Genomic DNA, 19,791 nt, shown 5'->3' on the forward strand with positions numbered 1-19,791 from the left:
TTTCGGTTGCCGCACCGGTAAAACAGGCCTTTATGACGATTGGTATTTTATCTAACTGATCAGCAAAACAAAATATCCGGCTCGGCCAAGCTTACAAGGGCTGAGATAAAGCCACAGACTGTGCGCGCATATTATTAATATTCTATAAAAAAGAATGAGTGTGAATATTTAATGCAATATAAATTCGAAAATATAGGCCTATACTGATGCGCATCAATCGAACAGAAGGGGATGACCTATGAAAACTATCTTGATTATCAATTCCAGCTTACAACCTACCGGCGGCAACTCCGGGGCATTAACCGACGCCTACGCCCAGGCGGCTGCCACCAATCCGGCAGTGCGGGTGATCACACGCAATCTGACTCAAACCGGCCCGGGGCACTTAAGCGCCGAAGAAATGGTCGCCTGGATGACGCCAGCCCACGAGCGTAACACTGAACAAGCCGAACTGGCGGCGATATCCGATACGCTGGTGGAAGAAGTGAAACAAGCCGATGAGATTGTGCTGGGTGTCCCCATGTACAACTTTGGCGTGCCTTCAGTGCTTAAAGCCTGGATCGATCGTATTGCCCGAGCCGGGGTTACCTTTAAGTACACCGAGACCGGCCCGGTAGGTTTGCTGGCTGATAAAACGGTGACTGTCCTGGCCGCCCGTGGTGGCCAGTACGTCGGTACGCCCATGGATACTCAGACTGATTATCTAACCCACTTTTTTGCCTTTATTGGGTTGACCGATATCCGCTTTATTTACGCCGAAGGCCTGGCCATGGGCGAGGAAAATGCCAGTGCACAAATGACTGCTGCTAAGCAAAAAATAAATGAACTTTTGCCTCAGGCTGTGGACTAACTTAATGCAGTTAGCCAGAACGTTAGCATTTACAGCTGCTGAGCGTTTTTAAGCTAAAGTGTGTTCCAAGTTGAGTGTGCTTGATTGCCCCGCAGGATTGCGGGGCTTTTTTTTGCCTGCGGCAAAATCGCCCCAGGTTTTGGACGACCCGCCCAACATTGTCGATGAAGCTTGACCATCCTTGATTCAGCCTGCTTATAATGGGCTTACGAATAACAATCAATAAGATAAATCCATGAGCAAATTTTCTTCGCTGCTGATTGCTGCGGCTGTCACCAGTGCGTTAAGCGCCTGTAGCGCCACTTCTTCTGCGCCCGCTGAGGCCACAACCAACACCGCCGAACAGCGTGATGTGCCGGCTACAGTGACCCCGGATGTGGCGGCCCCGGTGAGCGGTGATACCATCACCTTAGAACAAATCATGGCCGATCCGCAGTGGCTGGGCCGCCAGCCGCAAAATGCCGGCTTTTCGGTGGATGGCAGCCACATTGTGTACGAGCGCGAAAAAATGGACAGTCACCTTAATCAGGTGTTTGCCGCGCCGCTGGCCAACCCGGACAATGCCAGTGAGGTGGCATTGGATAACCTGCATCATTACCAGTTTGATGAAAAGGTGGTAAGCGCGGATGGCAATACCATCGCCTACCGGTTTAAAGACAGCGTATTTGTGCGCTTTGGTGATGGCGACACCGTACAGCTGACCCGCGGCGGCGCTGCCCTTACCCAGTTAAGCTTTATGACCGACGGCCGCCTGATGGCCAAAAGCGGCAATAAAGTGATTGCCATCAACCTGCAAACCGGCCAGCGCGAACAGTTGTTGTCCTGGTTTTTTGCCGAAGAGCCGCAAGCCGTGGAAGAGCCGGTCGATCATGTGGCCCGAGAACAGATTGGCCTGATTGAGTATATCGCGCTGCAGCGCAAACAACGCCAGGATGAAGCTGACCAAGATGAGGCGCTGGCGGCGGCCAATCAGGGTGTGGCACGCAAGCCGGTGTATTTTGAACCGGGTCATCGCCTGGTCGGGGTGTCTATGTCGCCGGCCGGCGATAAAGCCATTGTGGCGACCACCGAAGATAAGCCGTGGCGCGATGACTCCGACATCATGCCACACTATATTCAGGAAGACGGCCGCATTGCCGCCAAAGAAGTGCGCCGCCGAGTAGCCGATGCCGAGCCGGAAAACCACACCCTGTGGCTGGTGGATGTGAACACCGGTGATAAGCAGGAGCTTGCCTACACCGCGCTGCCCGGCTACAACGAAGATGTGCTGGCCGAGGTGAAAGCCGAAAATGCAAAGGCGCGCGGTGAAAGCTATCAGGTCAACCGCCTACCGCGGGAAATCACCCTGCTGCAAAGCTGGTACTGGTCTGGTCCGGCGGTGCGCTGGCACAACAATGGTCAGCAGGTGGCCGTGATGCTTGAAGCCTGGGACAACAAAGACCGCTGGATTGCGACGGTGGATTTGGACAGCGCTCAGTTGAAAAGCCAGTCACGCCTGCACGACGATGCCTGGGTTAACTACCGTTTTAACCAGTTTGGCTGGCTTAACAACAGTGAAACCTTGTATTACCAGTCAGAAGAATCCGGCTATGCGCATCTGTACACCCAGGTGCCTGGTGAGGCACCACGCGCGCTGACCCAGGGCCAGTTTATCACTGACAATCCAACCCTGACCCGAGATGACAGCTACATTTATTACCAGGCTAACCAGGAGCATCCGGGTATTTATGAAATTTACCGGGTGAATGTACAAACCGGTGAATCACAGGTGATGACCGACTTAAACGGCATGACCGATTACACCTTAAGCCCGGATGAGCAAACCCTGTTGCTGACTCACAGCAAGGTAACCCGTCCGGAGGAGCTGTATATCAAACCGGTGACCAGCACCGCAACCGCACGCCAGATCACCGACACCGTGAGTGATGAATTTAAAGCCATGCCGTGGGCACGCCCGCAGGTAGTGGCCATTGAATCGTCGCACACTGCCCAGCCGATTTATGCGCGGGTGTACCTGCCAGAAAATTACGACAGCGGCGAGCCGCGCCGGGCTGTGGTGTTTAACCATGGGGCCGGGTATCTGCAAAATGCGCACTTAGGCTGGTCAGGCTATTTCCGCGAATACATGTTCCATAGCATGCTGGTGCAGCAAGGCTATGTGGTGCTGGATATGGATTATCGCGCCTCGGCCGGCTATGGCCGTGACTGGCGCACCGCCATCTATCGCAATATGGGTGAGCCGGAAGTGCAGGATCTGACCGACGGTGTTAATTGGCTGGTGGAAAATGCTAATGTGGATCGTCAGCGTATCGGAACCTATGGCGGCTCCTACGGCGGCTTTTTAACCTTTATGTCGATGTTCACCGCGCCGGAGTTGTTCCAGGCGGGGGCGGCGCTGCGCCCGGTCACCGACTGGGCCCACTACAACACCCCATACACAGCAAACATCTTAAATACGCCGGATGTGGACCCCATCGCCTATGAGCGCAGCTCGCCGATCTACTATGCTGACGGCCTGCAAAAACCGCTACTGATCAACGCGCCGATGGTGGACGACAATGTGTTTTTTGTCGACACCGTGCGCCTGGTGCAGCGTTTGATTGAGCTGGAAAAAGAAGATTTTGAAACTGCTATCTACCCGGTAGAGCCTCATGGCTTTGTGCAGCCCAGTTCCTGGCTGGACGAGTACCGCCGGATTTATAAGTTGTTTGAAGAAAATCTGTAAAGAATACAAAAGGCGCCTTAGGCGCCTTTTTTTATGGTTATTGTTTTAGGCTTACTCTGCCACGCGGCGCTGACGCCAGCTGCGCCCGGCCCACATCAGTGCGCTAAGCAGCAAGCCACTGGCCGCGCCATACAGATGGGCATCAATGGCCACATTGGCTTCAATGAGCCTGGCTACCGACGCGCTGCTGCCCGCAAACTGTTCGTAGACCACTTTTGCCGCCACCCCGGCCAGCAATAACCAGCCAGACAGCATGCGCTGGCGAATATCCAGGCACGCTCCCCACACAAACATGCCATGCAGCGCACCGGATAAGCCCACATACCAGATCAGCTGGGGCGACAACCAGTAAATGCCCAGCGTGGTGCCCACACAGCACCAGATAAACATTTTCACAAAGCGCAGCGGCTGATAATACTCGGCATGCAAAAGATAAAGCAGGGCCAGCCCGGCCAGGTTGAGCAGTAAGTGGTAGCCATTGGTGTGCAGCAGGTTGCCAGTGATTATCCGCCAGGTTTCCCAGCCCTGCAGCGCATAGCGGTCGTAGGCCAGCAATTCATTGATACCGGGGGCAAACCAGAACAGAATTACAGCAGTACTACCTACCAGCAGCGGCCCAAGACTGTGCTTAGATAAAAAAGGCAGTGATAACATCATTGTAAGTGATTTTTATTTTACGTCAGGCTGGTTATCATACCGAAAAACCCGGCCCAGTGGACGCTAGTTTACAAAAAAGCCATAGGTCGCTAGTTTACAAAAAAGGATATACCCATGAGCAATGTAATTGTTGAACAGGAAAACGGGCTGTTAACCCTGACCATGGATCGCGCCGACAAAAAAAATGCGCTGACCCGGCAAATGTATCAGCGCATGGCCGATGCGCTGGTGGAAGCCAACACTGACGAGTCTGTCAAAGTAGTCAAACTTGCGGCTCACGGCGATTGTTTTACGGCCGGTAATGACATTGCTGATTTTGCCCATCAGGACGATGGCCATCATGTCAGTGAAGTGTCGGATTTTATGCGGGCATTGATCAACTGCGCTCATCCGGTGGTGGCCCAGGTGCATGGGATGGCCGTAGGCATTGGCACCACCATGCTGTTGCATTGTGATTTGGTGTATTGTGAGCCGCAGGCGCGGTTTGTGATGCCGTTTATCAATTTAGGCCTGGTGCCGGAATTTGCCTCCAGCTACATCCTGCCGCGCATGGCCGGGCACCGAAAAGCCAGTGAATGGCTATTACTGGGTAACCCGTTCGATGCCGCCGAAGCGATGCAATTTGGCCTGGTCAATGAAGTGGTGGATGCAGACACCCTCGCAGCCAAAGTACACGAGGTCTGTACGGCGCTGGCGGCTAAACCGGCGTACGCGCTGCGCCAGTCCAAGGTGCTGCTGACCACCGATAAAGAAGCCATTGAACAGCACATGATTGAAGAGATGGATGTCTTCTTAAAAGCCATGGATACCGAGGCTGCCCAGGAAGCCTTTGAGGCCTTTTTGCACAAACGCCCGATTAATCCGGCCAAATTCAAATAAAGGAGACACGTTATTTTCACGCTCAACTTTTCCTGCCGAGCACTGTTATTGGCCGCCGGGCTGACTGTCAGTGCGGGCTGCTCGGCCCAGCAAGCTGCTAACATCGAAACCCGTGAGCCGGAAGCCGATACCGGTTTTACCCAAAAACAAGCGGTAACTACCGACGACTATATGGTGGTGGCCGCCAACCCGCATGCATCTAAAGCCGGCCAAGCCATCATTGAACGCGGCGGCAGTGCCATCGATGCGGCTATCGCAGTGCAGGCGATGCTGACCCTGGTGGAGCCGCAGTCATCAGGTATCGGTGGCGGGGCGTTTATTTTGTACTGGGACAATGCCGAGCAAAAACTGTACACCATCGATGCGCGGGAAACCGCGCCGGCGGCGGTGGATGCCAACTGGTTTATGCAGGATGGCCAGCCGATGCCGTGGTTAAAAGCGCTGGTGGGCGGTAAGTCAGTGGGCGTGCCCGGGGTACTGCGCGGGCTGGAATTAGCCCATGAGCGATTTGGTAAACTGGAATGGTCGGCGTTATTTGATGAGACCATCACCACTGCCACCCAGGGCTTTGAAGTCTCGCCGCGACTGGCCAAGCTGGTGGCACTGGACTATCACCCTGGCTTGCCCAAGTTCGACAACAGCAGCGACTATTTTTTCCCGGATGGCAAGCCTATCCAGGCCGGTACCTTAAGAAAAAACCCGGCCTTGGCCGATACCCTGTCTAAGGTGGCCAGTGAAGGCGCAGATTATCTGTATACCGGTGGACTGGCCGAGCAAATTGTGGAGACAGTTAACCAGGCCCCGATTAATCCGGGTAATCTGAGCACCAAAGATATGGCCGGCTATGAAGCCAAAATGCGTGAGCCGGTGTGCGGCCCGTATCACGGCAAAACAGTGTGTGGCATGGCACCGCCCAGCTCAGGTGGGGTGAATGTCTATCAGATCCTAAAACTACTGGAAGGTAAAAACCTGGCCGCGCTGGAACCCGGCAGTGCCCAGTTTGCCCACCTGTTCACCCAGGCCAGTGCATTAAGCTTTGCTGACCGCCAACGCTATGTGGCCGACACCGACTTTACCAATACGCCAGTGACTCCACTGATTGATGCTGACTACCTGGCTAAACGCGCCCAGCTGATTGGCCTGGACAAAACCTGGCAGCCTGCACAGGCTGGCCAGCCGTATGCAGCTGATGGGCTGATTAGTGGGGATTCGATAGAGCAGCCCAATACAAGCCATGTGTCGATTGTGGATAAGCAAGGCAATGCGGTGTCGATGACCACCAGTATCGAATTTATGTTTGGCTCGGGCCTGATGGTGGGCGGCTTTATGCTTAACAACCAACTAACTGACTTTTCCTTTGACCCTAATGACAGTCATGGGTTAGTGGCCAACCGGGTGGAGCCGGGCAAGCGGCCGCGCAGCTCGATGAGCCCGTCGATGGTATTTGATGAAGACGGCAAGTTATCCCTGATTGTGGGCTCGCCGGGTGGCAGTCGTATCATCGATTATGTGGCGCAAACCTTAATTGGCGTGCTGGATTTTAAATTAAACATTCAGCAGGCCATCAACCAGCCTAAAATCACCAATCGCAATGATTATACCGCGCTGGAAAAAGGCACCACAGCCGCAGCGCTGCAGGCACCGCTGGAAAAGCTCGGTCATGAGGTAAAGGTAATTGATTTAAACAGTGGCCTACACGGGATACAACTGGATAAGGGCAAACTGATTGGCGGGGCAGACCCGCGCCGGGAAGGACTGGCAGTGGGCCGTTAAGGGCCCGCTAAAATTCTTACCAGTAATCGTCGGTAATGCGGTCGACTTTCCACAGGCCGCCTTGCCGTAACAGCTTTACACTGCGTAAATCTTCAATCCGGTCGTCATCATAGGTACCACTGAAAAACAGTGTCACAGTGGCCTCTTCAGAAAATTCTGTACGCCCGATGCGGTTACCGCCGTCAGGCTTGATTACCACCGTGTCGTATTTCAGATTTAATACATGGCGCTGGATATTGCGGTTGGTGCGATAGTTATTCAGGATCCGGCGCATACGCTGGGTACTTAAGCCCAGCGCGATGTCGATATTGTCATCCTGATAAATACTCTCGGCAAATTGGACGGCGGCAAATTCTGGCGAGTTTTCATTGCCGGTTGACCCGGTTTCACGGCTTTGGCGGTCACAGCCAGTCACTAACAGCAATAAGCTAAGCAGGCCGGTGCCTGTCCACAGGCGGATCGAGCGAAATGTTTGTTCCATGTTTTATAACCACGTTTTTTATGACACAACAGCGAATGTGTTAGTCCATAGTATAACCGGGCATGGGCATTTGCCTACTCTTCCAGGCACAAAAAAAGGGCCGTCAGACGGCCCCGTTTGTTACTGAACATGTCAGTGCGGGTTTATTGGACTTCTTCGCTTTCGTCAAACGCGCCAGCGAACAGCGGGCTGCTCAGATAACGTTCGGTGGCACTGGCCAGCAGAACCACAACCAGTTTATCTATGTTTTCCGGACGCTCGGCAAAGCGTTTTGCTGCGACCACTGCGGCACCCGAAGAAATGCCGGCCAAAATACCTTCTTCTTTCATCAAGCGATGGCACATTTCCATGCATTCTTCGTTGGTGATTTGTTCCACCTCATCCACCATGTCCAGGTCCAGGTTGCCGGGAATAAAGCCAGCACCGATTCCCTGAATTTTGTGTGGACCCGGGGTAAGTTCTTCACCATTTTTTGCCTGGGTGATAACCGGTGAATCTGTTGGCTCTACTGCCACAGAAATGATCTGCTTACCTTTGGTTTTTTTGATGTAACGGCTAACCCCGGTGATGGTTCCGCCGGTACCCACACCGGCAATAAAGGCATCAATTTTACCATCGGTATCTTCCCAGATTTCCGGGCCGGTGGTTTTTTCATGAATTTCCGGGTTGGCCGGGTTATCAAACTGCTGCAGCATGATGTATTTGCCCGGATCTGAATCAACAATTTCCTGCGCGGCAGCAACTGCGCCTTTCATGCCTTTGGGCGCTTCGGTTAGCACCAGATTCGCGCCTAATGCTTTAAGTAATTTACGACGCTCCAGGCTCATGCTGCTAGGCATGGTCAGGGTAAGCTTATACCCACGCGAAGCCGCCACAAATGCCAGCGCAATACCGGTGTTGCCGGAGGTAGGCTCGACAATCTCTTTGCCATCGGCCAGTAAGCCGCGTTTCTCGGCATCCCAAATCATGTTTGCGCCGATACGGCATTTAACACTGAAGCTGGGGTTGCGCGATTCCATCTTGGCGTACACATTGCCGCCAGTAACGCGATTAAGTTTAACCAGGGGCGTGTTGCCGATAGCCAGTGAGTTATCGTCTAATACTCTCATTGCTCATCCTTTATTCTCATGGAATACGTTGCTGCTGTGAATGATCTTTATTACGCTGGAAAACGTCTGATTTTGCAACCGCAAACGTATGATTTAGTTATACCCTTTTATCATTGGTGCCAATAGAAAAAAAGCAAAGTGCTTTTTCGCTATATGATATGGTTAATCGTAGCAAGCAGGCCGTGAATGCGCGGCTGATCACCGGATTGTTTTAAGGAGTCACAATGGCATTTTCCGGAACCCAGAATTATATCGCCAGCGATGAATTGCAACTGGCTGTAAATGCAGCTATCACGCTGGAAAAACCGCTGTTAATCAAAGGCGAGCCGGGCACCGGCAAAACCATGCTGGCCGAAGAGCTGGCTGGCGCACTGGATACTCAGCTTATCCAGTGGCACATCAAATCCACGACCAAGGCTCAGCAGGGCCTGTACGAATATGATGCGGTGTCGCGGCTTCGTGATTCACAGCTTGGCGATGACCGGGTGCATGATATCAGCAACTACATTGTTAAAGGTAAGCTGTGGCAGGCGTTTGAAGCCGAGCAGCGGCCAGTGTTACTGATTGATGAAATCGACAAAGCGGATATCGAGTTTCCCAACGACTTACTGCTGGAACTCGATAAGATGGAATTTTTTGTGTATGAGACCCAGCAGCAGGTGAAAGCCCGCCAACGGCCAATTGTGATCATCACTTCTAATAACGAAAAAGAGCTGCCGGATGCCTTTTTGCGCCGTTGCTTTTTTCATTATATTCAATTCCCCACGCCCGAGCAGATGCAAGAGATTGTGGCGGTACACTTTCCCAAGCTTAAGCAGAATTTACTCGATGAAGCCATGCAGGCTTTTTTCAAATTACGCGAGATGCCGGGCCTGAAGAAAAAACCGTCGACCTCAGAGCTTATCGACTGGCTCAAATTGCTGGTGGCCGAGGATATTTCGCCGGATGTGTTACACAGCAAAGATGGCAAAGCCGCCATCCCACCGTTATATGGCGCGTTGCTGAAAAATGAGCAGGACATCCACCTGTTTGAAAAACTGGCGTTTATGGCGCGTCGCTGATGCTGGTTTCGTTTTTTTTCACGCTGCGCAAATACCGGGTTAAAACCAGTTTGCGCGAATTACTGGATTTACTAGGCGCGCTGAAACAGCAGGTAGTGATGGCCGATATGGAAGGGTTTTACTACCTGGCGCGCACGGTGCTGGTAAAAGATGAAACCCAGTTTGACCGGTTTGACCAGGCATTTGCCGATTATTTTGACGGTGTGCAGCAGATTGATTTGATGGGCGAGGAGATCCCCGAAGACTGGTTGCGTAAAGAGCTGGAAAAGCACTTAAGCGACGAAGAAAAAGCTCAAGTTAAAGCGCTGGGCGGTCTGGATAAGCTGATGGAAACCCTACAGGAGCGCCTTAAAGAGCAGCAGTCACGCCATCAGGGCGGCAACAAATGGATTGGTACCGGGGGGACTTCACCCTTTGGCGCGTTTGGCTATAACCCTGAAGGGGTACGCATTGGCCAGCATAAAAACCGTAACTTTTCGGCGGCCAAGGTATGGGACAAGCGCGAGTTTAAAAATTTATCCAGTGATGTGGAGCTGGGCACCCGCAATATCAAAATGGCGCTACGTAAATTGCGCAAGTTTGCCCGAACCGGCGCCAGCATGGAACTGGACGTGGGCCATACCATTGCCGAAACCGCCCGCAAGGGCGGTTTGCTGGACATTCACATGCAGCCGGAGCGGCACAATGCGGTCAAGGTGCTGTTGTTTTTTGATGTGGGTGGGTCGATGGACCCCTACATTCAGCAAACTCAGGAATTGTTTTCGGCAGTACACAGTGAGTTCAAATACTTAGAGTATTTTTATTTTCACAATTGTGTGTATGAAGAGGTATGGCAGGATAATCAGCGCCGCCGCGACCAGCGGATCCCAGTTTGGGATATCATTCACCGGTTTGGCAGTGACTACAAAGTGATTTTTGTGGGTGATGCCACTATGGGCCCGTATGAGATTGCCTATCCGGGGGGCAGTGTGGAGCACTGGAACGAAGAAGCCGGGGCGGTGTGGATGGAGCGGCTGCTCAATCATTTTTCCAGCGCGGTATGGCTTAACCCACAGCCTCAGGCGTACTGGCCGTATTATCAGTCGGTGGGGTTGATGCAGCAAATTATGCAGGACCGCATGTACAGCCTGACCCTTGATGGACTGACCGAAGCGATTGCCCGGCTCAGCCGGCCGGGCAAATTGTGAACCATCATCCGCTGCATATACTGCAGCAGTGGCTACCGCAGCAACACGAAACTAACTGGCTGCTGGCCACGGTGATTGCCACCGAGCGCTCGTCATACCGTAAGCCTGGCGCGATGATGCTGTTCAGTGAACGCGGTGACCAGCTAGGCGTAGTCAGCGGCGGATGTCTGGAAAGCGATGTGTTTCATCAGGCTCGCCGCTGCTGGCTGACCGGTAAGAGCAAAATAGTGACCTATGACATGCAGGATGAAGGCGATGTCGCCTGGCAGTTAGGCATTGGCTGCGGTGGTGCAGTCACATTGCTGCTGCAACCGCTCACCGCCGACAATCATTACCTGCACCTTGCTGAATTCGCCCGCCTGCTGTTGGACAGGCACTCTGTAACCCTCAACCATAGCCTGTCACCCGGCCTGCCGCTCTGCACGCTGGGGCCTTTGGATAGGGAGTTGGGCACTCACCTAACACAGGACAGTCATTCAAATAAAAGGGCTAGGGAAAGGTCAGGACAGGCATCTGCAGGAATACCATTGAACAGTCATTTGAGCAGGCCAGGTACAGCTTCAAAAGCAATAGACAGTGGATGGTTCAGCCACACGGTCACCCCGCCACCAGCATTGCTGATATTGGGGGGAGGCGTGGATGCACGCCCTTTAGTTAGCCTGGCTGCGCGCATAGGCTGGATCGTTAGTGTGGCTGACCCCCGCGCCCGTTACGCCCGCAGCGACGACTTTGACGAAGCACACTTCTGTTTAACACAATCGCCCGGCCAGCTCGCTGAACATTGTGAAGTAGGTCAGGCCAACGCGATTGTAATCATGCATCATCATATCGGGCTGGACGCCGAGGCTTTGCAGCTAGTTCATAAAATCCAGCATGCACAAAGACAGTCATTAGAAAGAAGAGAAAGAAGTGGACAGTCACACCTTCGCTATGTGGCTCTGCTAGGCCCGGGCCATCGCACCCAGCGAGTGCTCGATGAAGCAGGACTGACGCAGCAAGACTTCATGTTAGCGCTTAATTCGCCAGCCGGCTTAGATATTGGTGGTGAGCTGCCTGAATCGATAGCGCTGTCTATACTGAGTCAAGCCCACGCCGTTCTTCATGGCCGCCAGCTAAACGGAGCGCATAGTCATGGCATTTGATCTCAGTATTGTTATTCTGGCCGGTGGTGCGGCTCGCCGATACGGCAAAAATAAGCTGTCTGTTCGCTTACCGAATGGTCAGAGCTTACTAGAACGCGCCGTGAGCGAATGTCTACAGCTTGGCGACTTACCGGTTTATGTCGTAAGCGGAGCTTATCACCATGACCTCTCTGAAAATATAGGGCGCAAGATTATTGAGGTTGAAAATCCAGCATGGGAAAGCGGGATCAGTACGAGTATCAGAGCTGGCCTTCATGCAGTCGAACAGCAACAGCCTGCTTGCACGCATCTGTTGATTTGCCTGGCAGATTTACCCAAAGTGTCTTATGTTGGCCTGCAGCAACTAATTGAGGTTGGCCGTATCAAGCCAGAGATGCAGGTTGCCAGCTATTGGGCTGAGCATTGCAGCGCACCGGCGTTGTTTCCCCGAAAATTTTGGCCTTCGTTGCATCAGTTGACGGGTGATAGAGGCGCTGGACGTTTGCTTCAAGCCGGTTTGTTCCAGGAGCCTGCCACTACCTTCCCCGTACCTCATATTGAAGCCGCCTGGGATATAGACACGCCTGATGCGCTAAAAGAGCTGTAAGGTCTAGAGGTAGTTAGTTTTTCATCCAAATCCGCATAGCCGGGGAGGGGACTGTTGTCGGAATAGCTTTTCTAAACTGACTGTGATCCCAAACAGCTTTTCTATTCCCAAAAGCATGCGGCTCCACTCGGCGGGGCTCAGCCCTGTGTGTCGCAAAATACGATTGTGCTTTGTTTTTGCCGGCGCGACAGTTGGTGTGCGGAAATGATGGGAAGAGGATCTGACCAGACTAAAATAATCTTTTAATCGAAACGGCAAGCACTGGCTCCGGTTGGTATTTACAGTACCGGAAAAGTTGAGTAAAGCGCGCGGTTGGCGGCCAGATTTTGCGGCGTTCAGGCGCTTCAGAATGCTTGTATGGGCGGATGTTTCTGGCGAGTCAGCCATTTGTGCCCTTACCGGATTAAGATCAACATAGGCCATACAGGCTACCAGAGCTGCTTCGTCCATCAGGGCCTGCGATTTGAATCTGCCTTCCCAAAAATGCCCAGTACAGTCATCCTCTTTATTAGCCCGCCTGGCGATATATTCGTTAAGCAACCGCATAAACCAGCTAATGCTGCAAAGGCGCTGCCGATATTCTTCGGCGCTGTGTTCAACACTGGCAATTTGGGCTGCGGACATATCGGCACGTTCTGTCGGGCTCAGATAGCGATGCTCCATTAACTTGCCATTGCTCAGCTTATGCCATCGACAAAGTATTTGCCGGATGGATAAATCATCAGCTTTTGATTGGTTAATGCGTAGGACAGTGTGCGTATGGTTACTCATTACCGCATAAGCACAAACATCGACACAAAAAAATTTTGCTAAATATAAAATGCGATCTTCAACCCACTGGCGGCGATGCTCATAGCTCCTGCCTGTTAGCTCATCCTTGCCACACAAGAAGGCCCGACGCACGCAACGTGAAATGCAGTGATAGTATGGGGTTTCTTCAGGATTTATCAGCGATTTACGCGGCCTGGGCATCATAATTACTCTCTGGAGAGGTATGCTAATATTCTGCCGAAGCCAACTCAAATACCAACTGTACCCAAGACCGGTTTGACCGTGTCGGACTGTGCCTGGAGTAAGGAAAACGTAAAAATAAAAAACAATGACAGTCATAGTGAGGAGAAAAAAAGAGCAAAGGAGACAGTCACCACATCGATATGACTGTCTTACAAACAGCAACACCATGACTGTCCAAATCGCTTTTCTTCAAAAGCGCTTGCTCAGGCTGAGCCAGGCCGCTCAGGTAACTGCAGAGCGCTGTTGATATTGCTCATCTTCATACAGTTTGTCTTGCATAATATGGGCAAGGATTTCGATAGCAGCGGCCACATCGGCATAGCGTAAGTACAGCGGCGTAAAGCCAAAGCGAACAATATCCGGGGCACGAAAATCCGGCACCACACCATGGGCAATCAATGCCTGACATATACCGTAGGCATCTGGGTGTGAAAATGATAACTGGCTGCCGCGCTCGTCTGGGTGGGCGGGAGATGCCAGCGTCAGCGCATCCAGATGGCGGTGCTGTTGTTTCAAGGATAAAAACAATTCTGTGAGCTGGGTGGATTTGTCTCGGAGATCTATCATATCCACATCGTCAAACACACTTAGCGCCGCATCCAAGGCGGCAGTTGCCAAAATAGAAGGGGTCCCGGCTAGAAACTGTTTTATGCCCGCAGCAGGGGTGTAAGACTCCTCAAAAGCAAAGGGCGCAGCATGCCCCATCCAGCCACTTAACGGCTGGCGTATCCGGTCGTGATGCTTGTGAGCAGCATATACAAACGCCGGTGCACCTGGCCCGCCGTTTAAATATTTATAACCACAGCCTACCGCAAAATCCACCGCGCAATCATCCAGTGCCAGTGGCACCGCACCGGCACTGTGCGCCAGGTCCCAGATCACCAGGATGCCTTTTTCATGCGCCAGCCGTGTGAGCCGCTGCATGTCATGAATTTTGCCGGAGCGAAAATTGATGTGGGTGAGCATTAGTACCGCCACATCTTCGGTTAATGCATTTTCCACCTGAGAGGGGGCCACGCTGTGCAGCATGCAGCGATTTTCGCCTAACAGGTTTTGCACGCCCTGGACCATATACAGGTCGGTAGGAAAATTGCCCTGTTCGGATACCACAGTTGTCCGCCCCGGTTGCATGGATAACGCTGTCACCAGTAGTTTGTACAAATTGACCGAGATCGAATCACATACAATCACCTGGCCAGGCTTGGCACCTAATAAGGGGGCGATCTTTTCACCGGTCTGTTCGGCCAAGTCTATCCAGCCGTGTTTATTCCACGAGCTGATAAGATCCTGCCCCCACTCACGGGATACCACATTGGAGACACGCTGTGCAGTTGCTTTGGGCAACGCGCCCAGTGAGTTCCCATCAAGATAAATGGTATTGTCAGGCAGTTCAAATAACGCCCGTTTTGAAGCTAACGGATCATGCTTATCGAGCTTGCTTATATTATGTGTCATACATTCACTTTGTTTGTAGTAATTCAACCAGGCGTACAAAAGCAGGGGTGCCGGGGTGAACCCAGTCAAAATGTCCGGCAGCCGGTTCCTGATAAAAAGAGGCTGTGGGCAGTGGATTTTCCGGCAAGGGCACGATTTTGTCCATGCCCCCGGTTAAAATAGCAACCTTACCGTCAAAGCGCGTATTCACCAGGGTCGCATCGGCATATTCGGCCGGGCGCTGCTGCGGGGTCCCACCTAAAAAGGCGTGAGTCGCGCGTTGGCAGCTATTGTCACCGTGAGAATAGGCGACCACATCAATGATAGGTGCCAGGCCGATGGTCTGGTCAACCGGCTGCTGGATGCGTTGAGAGGCGTGGAATGCCAGATGGCCGCCGGCAGAGTGCCCGACCAGCGCAACTTGGCTCCAGGCTTGTCTGGCCTGAATAAAGTTAATGGCCTGGACCACGTCGTTGACGCTTCCAGGCCAGCCACCGCCCGGATCGCCGGTGCGGCGATATTCTACCGTCCATACCGCAAAGCCGGCGTCATTAAGCGCACTGGCCAGGGCAAAACTGTGGGTCAAATCATAGGCCGACAACCAGCATCCGCCATGCACAAAGATCACCAACGGGGGCGGTGATGACAGTGTTTTAGGCAGCCAGAGTTTGCCAAACTGTAAGGGATCGTCGCCATAATACAGTGTGGTCTGGGCGGGCGAATACTTAAGAGCTTTTACCTGGGCAAAGCTGACATTCTCACCGGCAGGATGAGGGGCCTCTTGATATGTGGTCAGATTTTGGCAACCGACAACAAACAGTACCAGTACAAGAATGAGGCGTGCGCGCATGGATGTCTCTAAGTAACAATGAGCTGTTAATAGGACCAGTGTTTGCCGTGCAATTCAAGGTTTTGAAGAAAAGAGTAAAGATTTTTTACGCCTGATATTGCGAATTGGGGCGATAAATCGCAGAAGCATAAGAAAGTAATAGTCGATTAACTGCAGGGCACAGCAAAGAATAAATCTGGAATAGATGTAAGAAAAGAAAAATGGTGGAGCGGGCAGGATTCGAACCTGCGAAGGCTGAGCCGGCAGATTTACAGTCTGCTCCCGTTGACCGCTTGGGTACCACTCCACATAATCTGACAAAAGGATATGCTACAGTTTTTTCTGTTGGCTGTTCGTCAGATGCGGGGCGCATGGTAGACGTGAAAAGCAGATGGGTCAAGCTTTTATCTCAAAAAAGGTGCAGAAAAATCATAAGGTTAGTTTTTGACCAGCTGGATGAAGCAGCATAAATCTCCAGCGGCGATACCTTTCTGAACAGGTTTTACTTTGCGAAACAGACAATTGCAGGCATTTTTTCCCCAAATTGATTGCTTCCTTCAATTGATTTTGTCTGAACCGTCCCCCACATCTGATCTATGCACCCTTCGAACAAGCGTTATTCTTTGCAACAGTCTATTTTTCGCACCACGCTCGCGGTAGCGCTACTATGGGTGATCCAATCCGCCGGTGTGTTGTTTGGCTGGCCGTTAGGGTATCTGGGCATCGTGCCGCTAGAGCCGGTCAGGCTATACGGAATTCTCACTGCGCCGCTGGTGCATTCTGGCTATGAGCACTTGTTTAACAATACACTGCCGTTGCTCGTGTTAGGCAGCGCCCTGATGTATGGCTATCCACGCACCCGCTTTTATGTGCTGACAGCGGCCTGGCTGACCAGTGGTATCGGTGTGTGGTTGCTGGGCCGGGATGCCACGCACTTAGGGGCCAGTGGCGTCGCCCACGGGTTATTCTTTTACCTGTTTGTGGTGGCGATTTTGCGCCGCGACGGGCGCTCGGTGGGGCTGATGATGATTGCCTTTTTTATGTATGGCACCATGATTTTGACAATATTTCCCACCGAGCCGCAAATTTCTTTTGAGGCTCATCTTTTTGGTGCGTTGGGCGGCGCAGCCTGTGCTTTTGCCGGTTGGCGCCACGATCCAAAACCGCGGCGCAAAAAATACGCTTGGGAGAACCCCGATGAGCCGGACGATCCCGCCTTGCATGAAAAACTGCGTCGACGGGATGATCAGTCCACCTCGAACTGGCAGCCACCCGAACCGCCACCCTAAGCAGCGGCGTGCAATAATGCAGGTTGGCGATGGCGTTTCTGCAATACATAGACTCGGGCACCTAACATCACAGCGGCGGCACTCAATCCGATAATAATCCCAATCCAGAAACCCGCTGCTTCCATCGGCGCGTCGGTAAGCCAGTCGGTCCGGCCCAATATGATCCCGCTGGGCAGGCCCAGCAACCAGTAAGCGCAAAAGGTGATCATGAACATGGCCGTCGTATCTTTATATCCGCGTAGGGTGTTGGCCGATATCACCTGAATAGCATCAGAAAATTGAAACAGCGCTGCATAAATTAGCAAGGCGTTGGCCAGGCTGATTACCGCTTCGTCCGTGGTGTAAAGACGGATAATCATGTCCTTGGCCAGCACGGTAAAGGTAGCGGTGCAGGCAGCGACGCCCAGACCGATGGTTAATGCGCTTTTCACCGCAGTGGCAGCCTGGCGGTAATTATCCTGGCCTACCCGGTAGCCCACCCGGATTGAGACCGCCATCCCCATACTGAGGGGGAACATAAACATCAGCGAGGAAAAGTTAAGCGCAATTTGGTGGGCGGCCACTGTCGCTGCCCCAAACGGGGCTAACAATAAAGCGACCACGGCAAACAGGGTTACCTCAAACAGTAAGGTCATGGCGACCGGGAAGCCCAGCTTGAATGTGCGCAGCATCATTCTCACGTCGGGTTTATGCCAGATACCAAATAACGCGTAGATGTGTAGCCGGCGCGATCTGTGGGTATAGATCAGGGTGCTGATAAACATCACAGTGATTACGATGGCGGTGGCAATACCACAACCCGCCCCGCCAAAAGCCGGGATAGGGCCTACACCGTAAATAAAGCAGTAGTTAGCAACAATATTAAAGGCTAAGCCGATTACGGTGATGAGCATGGTGGGTTTGGTATTGCCCAGGCCTTCACAGTAGTTACGCAGCCATTGATAGAGTGCAAACGCCGGCATCGCAAAGAGGACATAACGGATATAATCCAGAGTAATATCAAACAACCCGGCTTCCATCGGGAATAAACGCAACAATGCCGGCAGGGCGGGATACAACAGCATGATCAGTATTCCGATCAACAGCAGAAGATACCCTGCCTGTTGTGCAGCAAACGCCACTTCACCTTCCTGGCGACTGCCCTGATAGCGCGAAATGATGGGGGGTAACGCCAGCGCAATCCCCTGTAAAAAGCACATGAGGGGAATGGTGATGCTAAAGCCCAAAGCAACTGCAGCCATATCCAGTGCATCATAGTGACCGGCCATAATGGTATCGGCCACTCCCATTAACATTTGGGTGAGCTGGGCAATTAGTAGTGGCCAGGTTAGTTGCACTAAGCGCTTACTTTCCAGCGCAAAACGCGGTGATATCAGAGACACTCGAAGCTCCTTACCGGCGCGGTGGGTATGGCAAAAGGCTGGACAGTCACTTGCTGGCCAGCGGCCAATTTTGCGCAGTCGGTGTCCACAACCACATAACAATTGGCCTGGGTGACGGTGGTCATAACCCCTGAGCTTTGCCGCGGCAAGATGCTGACATGGGCCTGGCCCGCGCTATTTTGCGAATAGCACGCCCGAACAAATTCCTTGCGACCGGGTCGGCGCGACCAGTCATGCGTCAAATGCGCTGTAAGCGTTAGCCGGGGCGCGGGTGTCTGATATTGCAGGTGCTCAATCAGCGGAATAACCAGCTGCTCCGTGGTAACATAACTGGAGACCGGGTTGCCTGGCAGGCCGCAAAACAGACAGTTTCTCAGTTTGCCAAAAGCAAATGGTTTGCCGGGTTTTATTGCGACTTTCCAAAAGGCGATCTGGCCAAGGTCGGCCAGAATGTCAGTCAAATAATCGGCTTCACCCACCGAGACCCCGCCAGAGGTAATCAGCAAATCATAATGCTCGGTAGCTTGCGTTAATAATGCGCGCAATTGCTGTGGGTCGTCAGGGCAAATGCCCAGATCAGTGAGAGCAATTTCAAATGGCGCCAGTAATGCGGCAATACCAACGCTGTTACTGTTATAGATCTGCCCACTGCGCAACGGCTGCCCGGGAGCCACCACTTCATCACCGGTGGCAGCCACCGCCACTTTCAGCTTACGGTATACCTCACAGCCGGTCAGCCCAAGAGAGGCCAGTAGCATAATATGGCAGGCCTGAAGACGGGTGTTTTGCGGGATAACCAGATCGCTCTGGGCAATATCATTACCCTTGGGGCGAATATTCTCGCCTGCCTCAGGTGGTGTGGCGACCCTCACTCCTTGCTCACAGGGTGTGGTATTTTCCTGCATCACCACCGCCGTGACCCCATCGGGTATGGGCGCGCCTGTCATTATGCGCACAGCTTGCCCCGGCGCTACCGATAAATTGCTGACATCAGCACCCGCCAATACGGTTTCTACCACTGGCCAGGGACCTTTTGGCAATGCGTGTGTTAATGCCAGACCGTAACCATCCATGGCCGATACAGCCATCGGTGGTACCGCTACAGGAGCATGTATATCGATGGCCGCGACCCGCCCGCGCAACTGCTCCAACGTACAAAATTCGCTGGTCGGGGCAGGGCGTGGGCTACCTATTAGCTGTGACAGCGCCGTTTCAAGGCTCTGCCAGAATTGTGCAGACATCGACAAACTCCCTGATTTGCCAAACTAAAACCATGATTATCCATTAAATTTAGTGAGGCGGCTAGCGCAAGTGGTACGAAGAGACGCAGAACTACGGTGAATAAGCAGACGCTTTGCTATGTGGTGGACAGTCGCTTATAGCAAATGGACAG

The 19,791-nt window shown here is 52.7% G+C and carries 17 protein-coding genes and 1 tRNA gene; 9 read left to right on the forward strand and 9 right to left on the reverse strand.

Features of this window, described 5'->3' with window-relative positions; all coding sequences use genetic code 11:
* Positions 1–238 precede the first annotated feature (238 nt).
* Positions 239–850, forward strand: a complete 612-nt coding sequence (locus tag ACTUJZ_RS02035; protein ID WP_463634595.1) for an FMN-dependent NADH-azoreductase — start codon at positions 239–241, stop codon at positions 848–850.
* A 235-nt stretch (positions 851–1,085) separates the two neighbouring features.
* Positions 1,086–3,575: a S9 family peptidase gene (locus ACTUJZ_RS02040; RefSeq protein WP_463634596.1), complete on the forward strand. Its 2,490-nt coding sequence runs from the start codon at positions 1,086–1,088 to the stop codon at positions 3,573–3,575.
* A gap of 51 nt (positions 3,576–3,626) precedes the next feature.
* On the opposite strand, the gene rrtA is transcribed toward ACTUJZ_RS02040, so the two are convergent.
* On the reverse strand, positions 3,627–4,229 hold the full coding sequence (rrtA, locus tag ACTUJZ_RS02045; protein WP_463635224.1) for a rhombosortase: 603 nt from the start codon (positions 4,227–4,229) through the stop codon (positions 3,627–3,629).
* Positions 4,230–4,346: 117 nt separating this feature from the next.
* Between rrtA and ACTUJZ_RS02050 the strand changes: the two genes are divergently transcribed.
* Both ACTUJZ_RS02050 and ggt read left to right on the forward strand, forming a co-directional pair.
* On the forward strand, positions 4,347–5,111 hold the full coding sequence (locus ACTUJZ_RS02050; RefSeq protein ID WP_463634597.1) for an enoyl-CoA hydratase: 765 nt from the start codon (positions 4,347–4,349) through the stop codon (positions 5,109–5,111).
* Between the two features lie 48 nt (positions 5,112–5,159).
* The gene (ggt, locus tag ACTUJZ_RS02055) at positions 5,160–6,884 is read left to right on the forward strand and encodes a gamma-glutamyltransferase (RefSeq protein WP_463634598.1); all 1,725 of its coding nucleotides are present in this window, start codon (positions 5,160–5,162) and stop codon (positions 6,882–6,884) included.
* 16 nt (positions 6,885–6,900) lie between these two features.
* Here the strand turns inward: ggt and ACTUJZ_RS02060 are convergent, their stop codons facing one another.
* Positions 6,901–7,365 (reverse strand): hypothetical protein, encoded by a 465-nt coding sequence (locus ACTUJZ_RS02060; RefSeq protein WP_463634599.1) that lies wholly within the window; start codon positions 7,363–7,365, stop codon positions 6,901–6,903.
* A gap of 143 nt (positions 7,366–7,508) precedes the next feature.
* Positions 7,509–8,474, reverse strand: coding sequence for a cysteine synthase A (cysK, locus tag ACTUJZ_RS02065; protein ID WP_463634600.1), 966 nt, complete (start codon positions 8,472–8,474; stop codon positions 7,509–7,511).
* 224 nt (positions 8,475–8,698) lie between these two features.
* On the opposite strand from cysK, the gene ACTUJZ_RS02070 reads away from it, so the two are divergent.
* Genes ACTUJZ_RS02070 through ACTUJZ_RS02085 form a run of 4 tightly spaced genes read left to right on the forward strand, consistent with a single transcriptional unit; the run spans position 8,699 to position 12,450 of the window.
* Positions 8,699–9,535: an AAA family ATPase gene (locus ACTUJZ_RS02070; protein WP_463634601.1), complete on the forward strand. Its 837-nt coding sequence runs from the start codon at positions 8,699–8,701 to the stop codon at positions 9,533–9,535.
* Positions 9,535–10,722: a vWA domain-containing protein gene (locus ACTUJZ_RS02075; protein WP_463634602.1), complete on the forward strand. Its 1,188-nt coding sequence runs from the start codon at positions 9,535–9,537 to the stop codon at positions 10,720–10,722. The genes ACTUJZ_RS02070 and ACTUJZ_RS02075 overlap by 1 nt, the downstream gene beginning before the upstream one ends.
* Positions 10,719–11,864 carry an XdhC family protein gene (locus ACTUJZ_RS02080; RefSeq protein ID WP_463634603.1) on the forward strand — a complete coding sequence of 382 codons (1,146 nt, stop codon included), beginning with the start codon at positions 10,719–10,721 and terminating at the stop codon, positions 11,862–11,864. The genes ACTUJZ_RS02075 and ACTUJZ_RS02080 overlap by 4 nt, the downstream gene beginning before the upstream one ends.
* Positions 11,854–12,450 carry a nucleotidyltransferase family protein gene (locus ACTUJZ_RS02085; protein ID WP_463634604.1) on the forward strand — a complete coding sequence of 199 codons (597 nt, stop codon included), beginning with the start codon at positions 11,854–11,856 and terminating at the stop codon, positions 12,448–12,450. Before ACTUJZ_RS02080 ends, ACTUJZ_RS02085 begins: the two co-directional genes overlap by 11 nt.
* 21 nt (positions 12,451–12,471) lie before the next feature.
* Here ACTUJZ_RS02085 and ACTUJZ_RS02090 read toward each other — a convergent pair whose 3' ends face one another.
* The 4 genes from ACTUJZ_RS02090 to ACTUJZ_RS02105 all read right to left on the reverse strand — a co-directional run bounded on the left by ACTUJZ_RS02090 (position 12,472) and on the right by ACTUJZ_RS02105 (position 16,034).
* Entirely contained in the window at positions 12,472–13,425 is a 954-nt protein-coding gene (locus tag ACTUJZ_RS02090) for a transposase (protein WP_463634605.1), read from the reverse strand.
* 261 nt (positions 13,426–13,686) lie between these two features.
* The gene (kynU, locus tag ACTUJZ_RS02095) at positions 13,687–14,919 is read right to left on the reverse strand and encodes a kynureninase (RefSeq protein WP_463634606.1); all 1,233 of its coding nucleotides are present in this window, start codon (positions 14,917–14,919) and stop codon (positions 13,687–13,689) included.
* 4 nt (positions 14,920–14,923) lie between these two features.
* The gene (locus ACTUJZ_RS02100; protein ID WP_463634607.1) at positions 14,924–15,748 is read right to left on the reverse strand and encodes an alpha/beta hydrolase; all 825 of its coding nucleotides are present in this window, start codon (positions 15,746–15,748) and stop codon (positions 14,924–14,926) included.
* A gap of 201 nt (positions 15,749–15,949) precedes the next feature.
* Positions 15,950–16,034, reverse strand: a tRNA-Tyr gene (locus tag ACTUJZ_RS02105).
* Positions 16,035–16,350: 316 nt separating this feature from the next.
* On the opposite strand from ACTUJZ_RS02105, the gene ACTUJZ_RS02110 reads away from it, so the two are divergent.
* Positions 16,351–17,016: a rhomboid family intramembrane serine protease gene (locus tag ACTUJZ_RS02110; RefSeq protein ID WP_463634608.1), complete on the forward strand. Its 666-nt coding sequence runs from the start codon at positions 16,351–16,353 to the stop codon at positions 17,014–17,016.
* On the opposite strand, the gene ACTUJZ_RS02115 is transcribed toward ACTUJZ_RS02110, so the two are convergent.
* Together ACTUJZ_RS02115 and moeA are read right to left on the reverse strand one after the other, a co-directional pair.
* Positions 17,013–18,398, reverse strand: a complete 1,386-nt coding sequence (locus ACTUJZ_RS02115; protein WP_463634609.1) for an MATE family efflux transporter — start codon at positions 18,396–18,398, stop codon at positions 17,013–17,015. The genes ACTUJZ_RS02110 and ACTUJZ_RS02115 overlap by 4 nt on opposite strands.
* On the reverse strand, positions 18,389–19,639 hold the full coding sequence (moeA, locus tag ACTUJZ_RS02120; protein ID WP_463634610.1) for a molybdopterin molybdotransferase MoeA: 1,251 nt from the start codon (positions 19,637–19,639) through the stop codon (positions 18,389–18,391). The genes ACTUJZ_RS02115 and moeA overlap by 10 nt, the downstream gene beginning before the upstream one ends.
* Between the last annotated feature and the right edge of the window lie 152 nt (positions 19,640–19,791).

The organism is Alteromonas sp. WD8-37 (genome assembly GCF_055326825.1).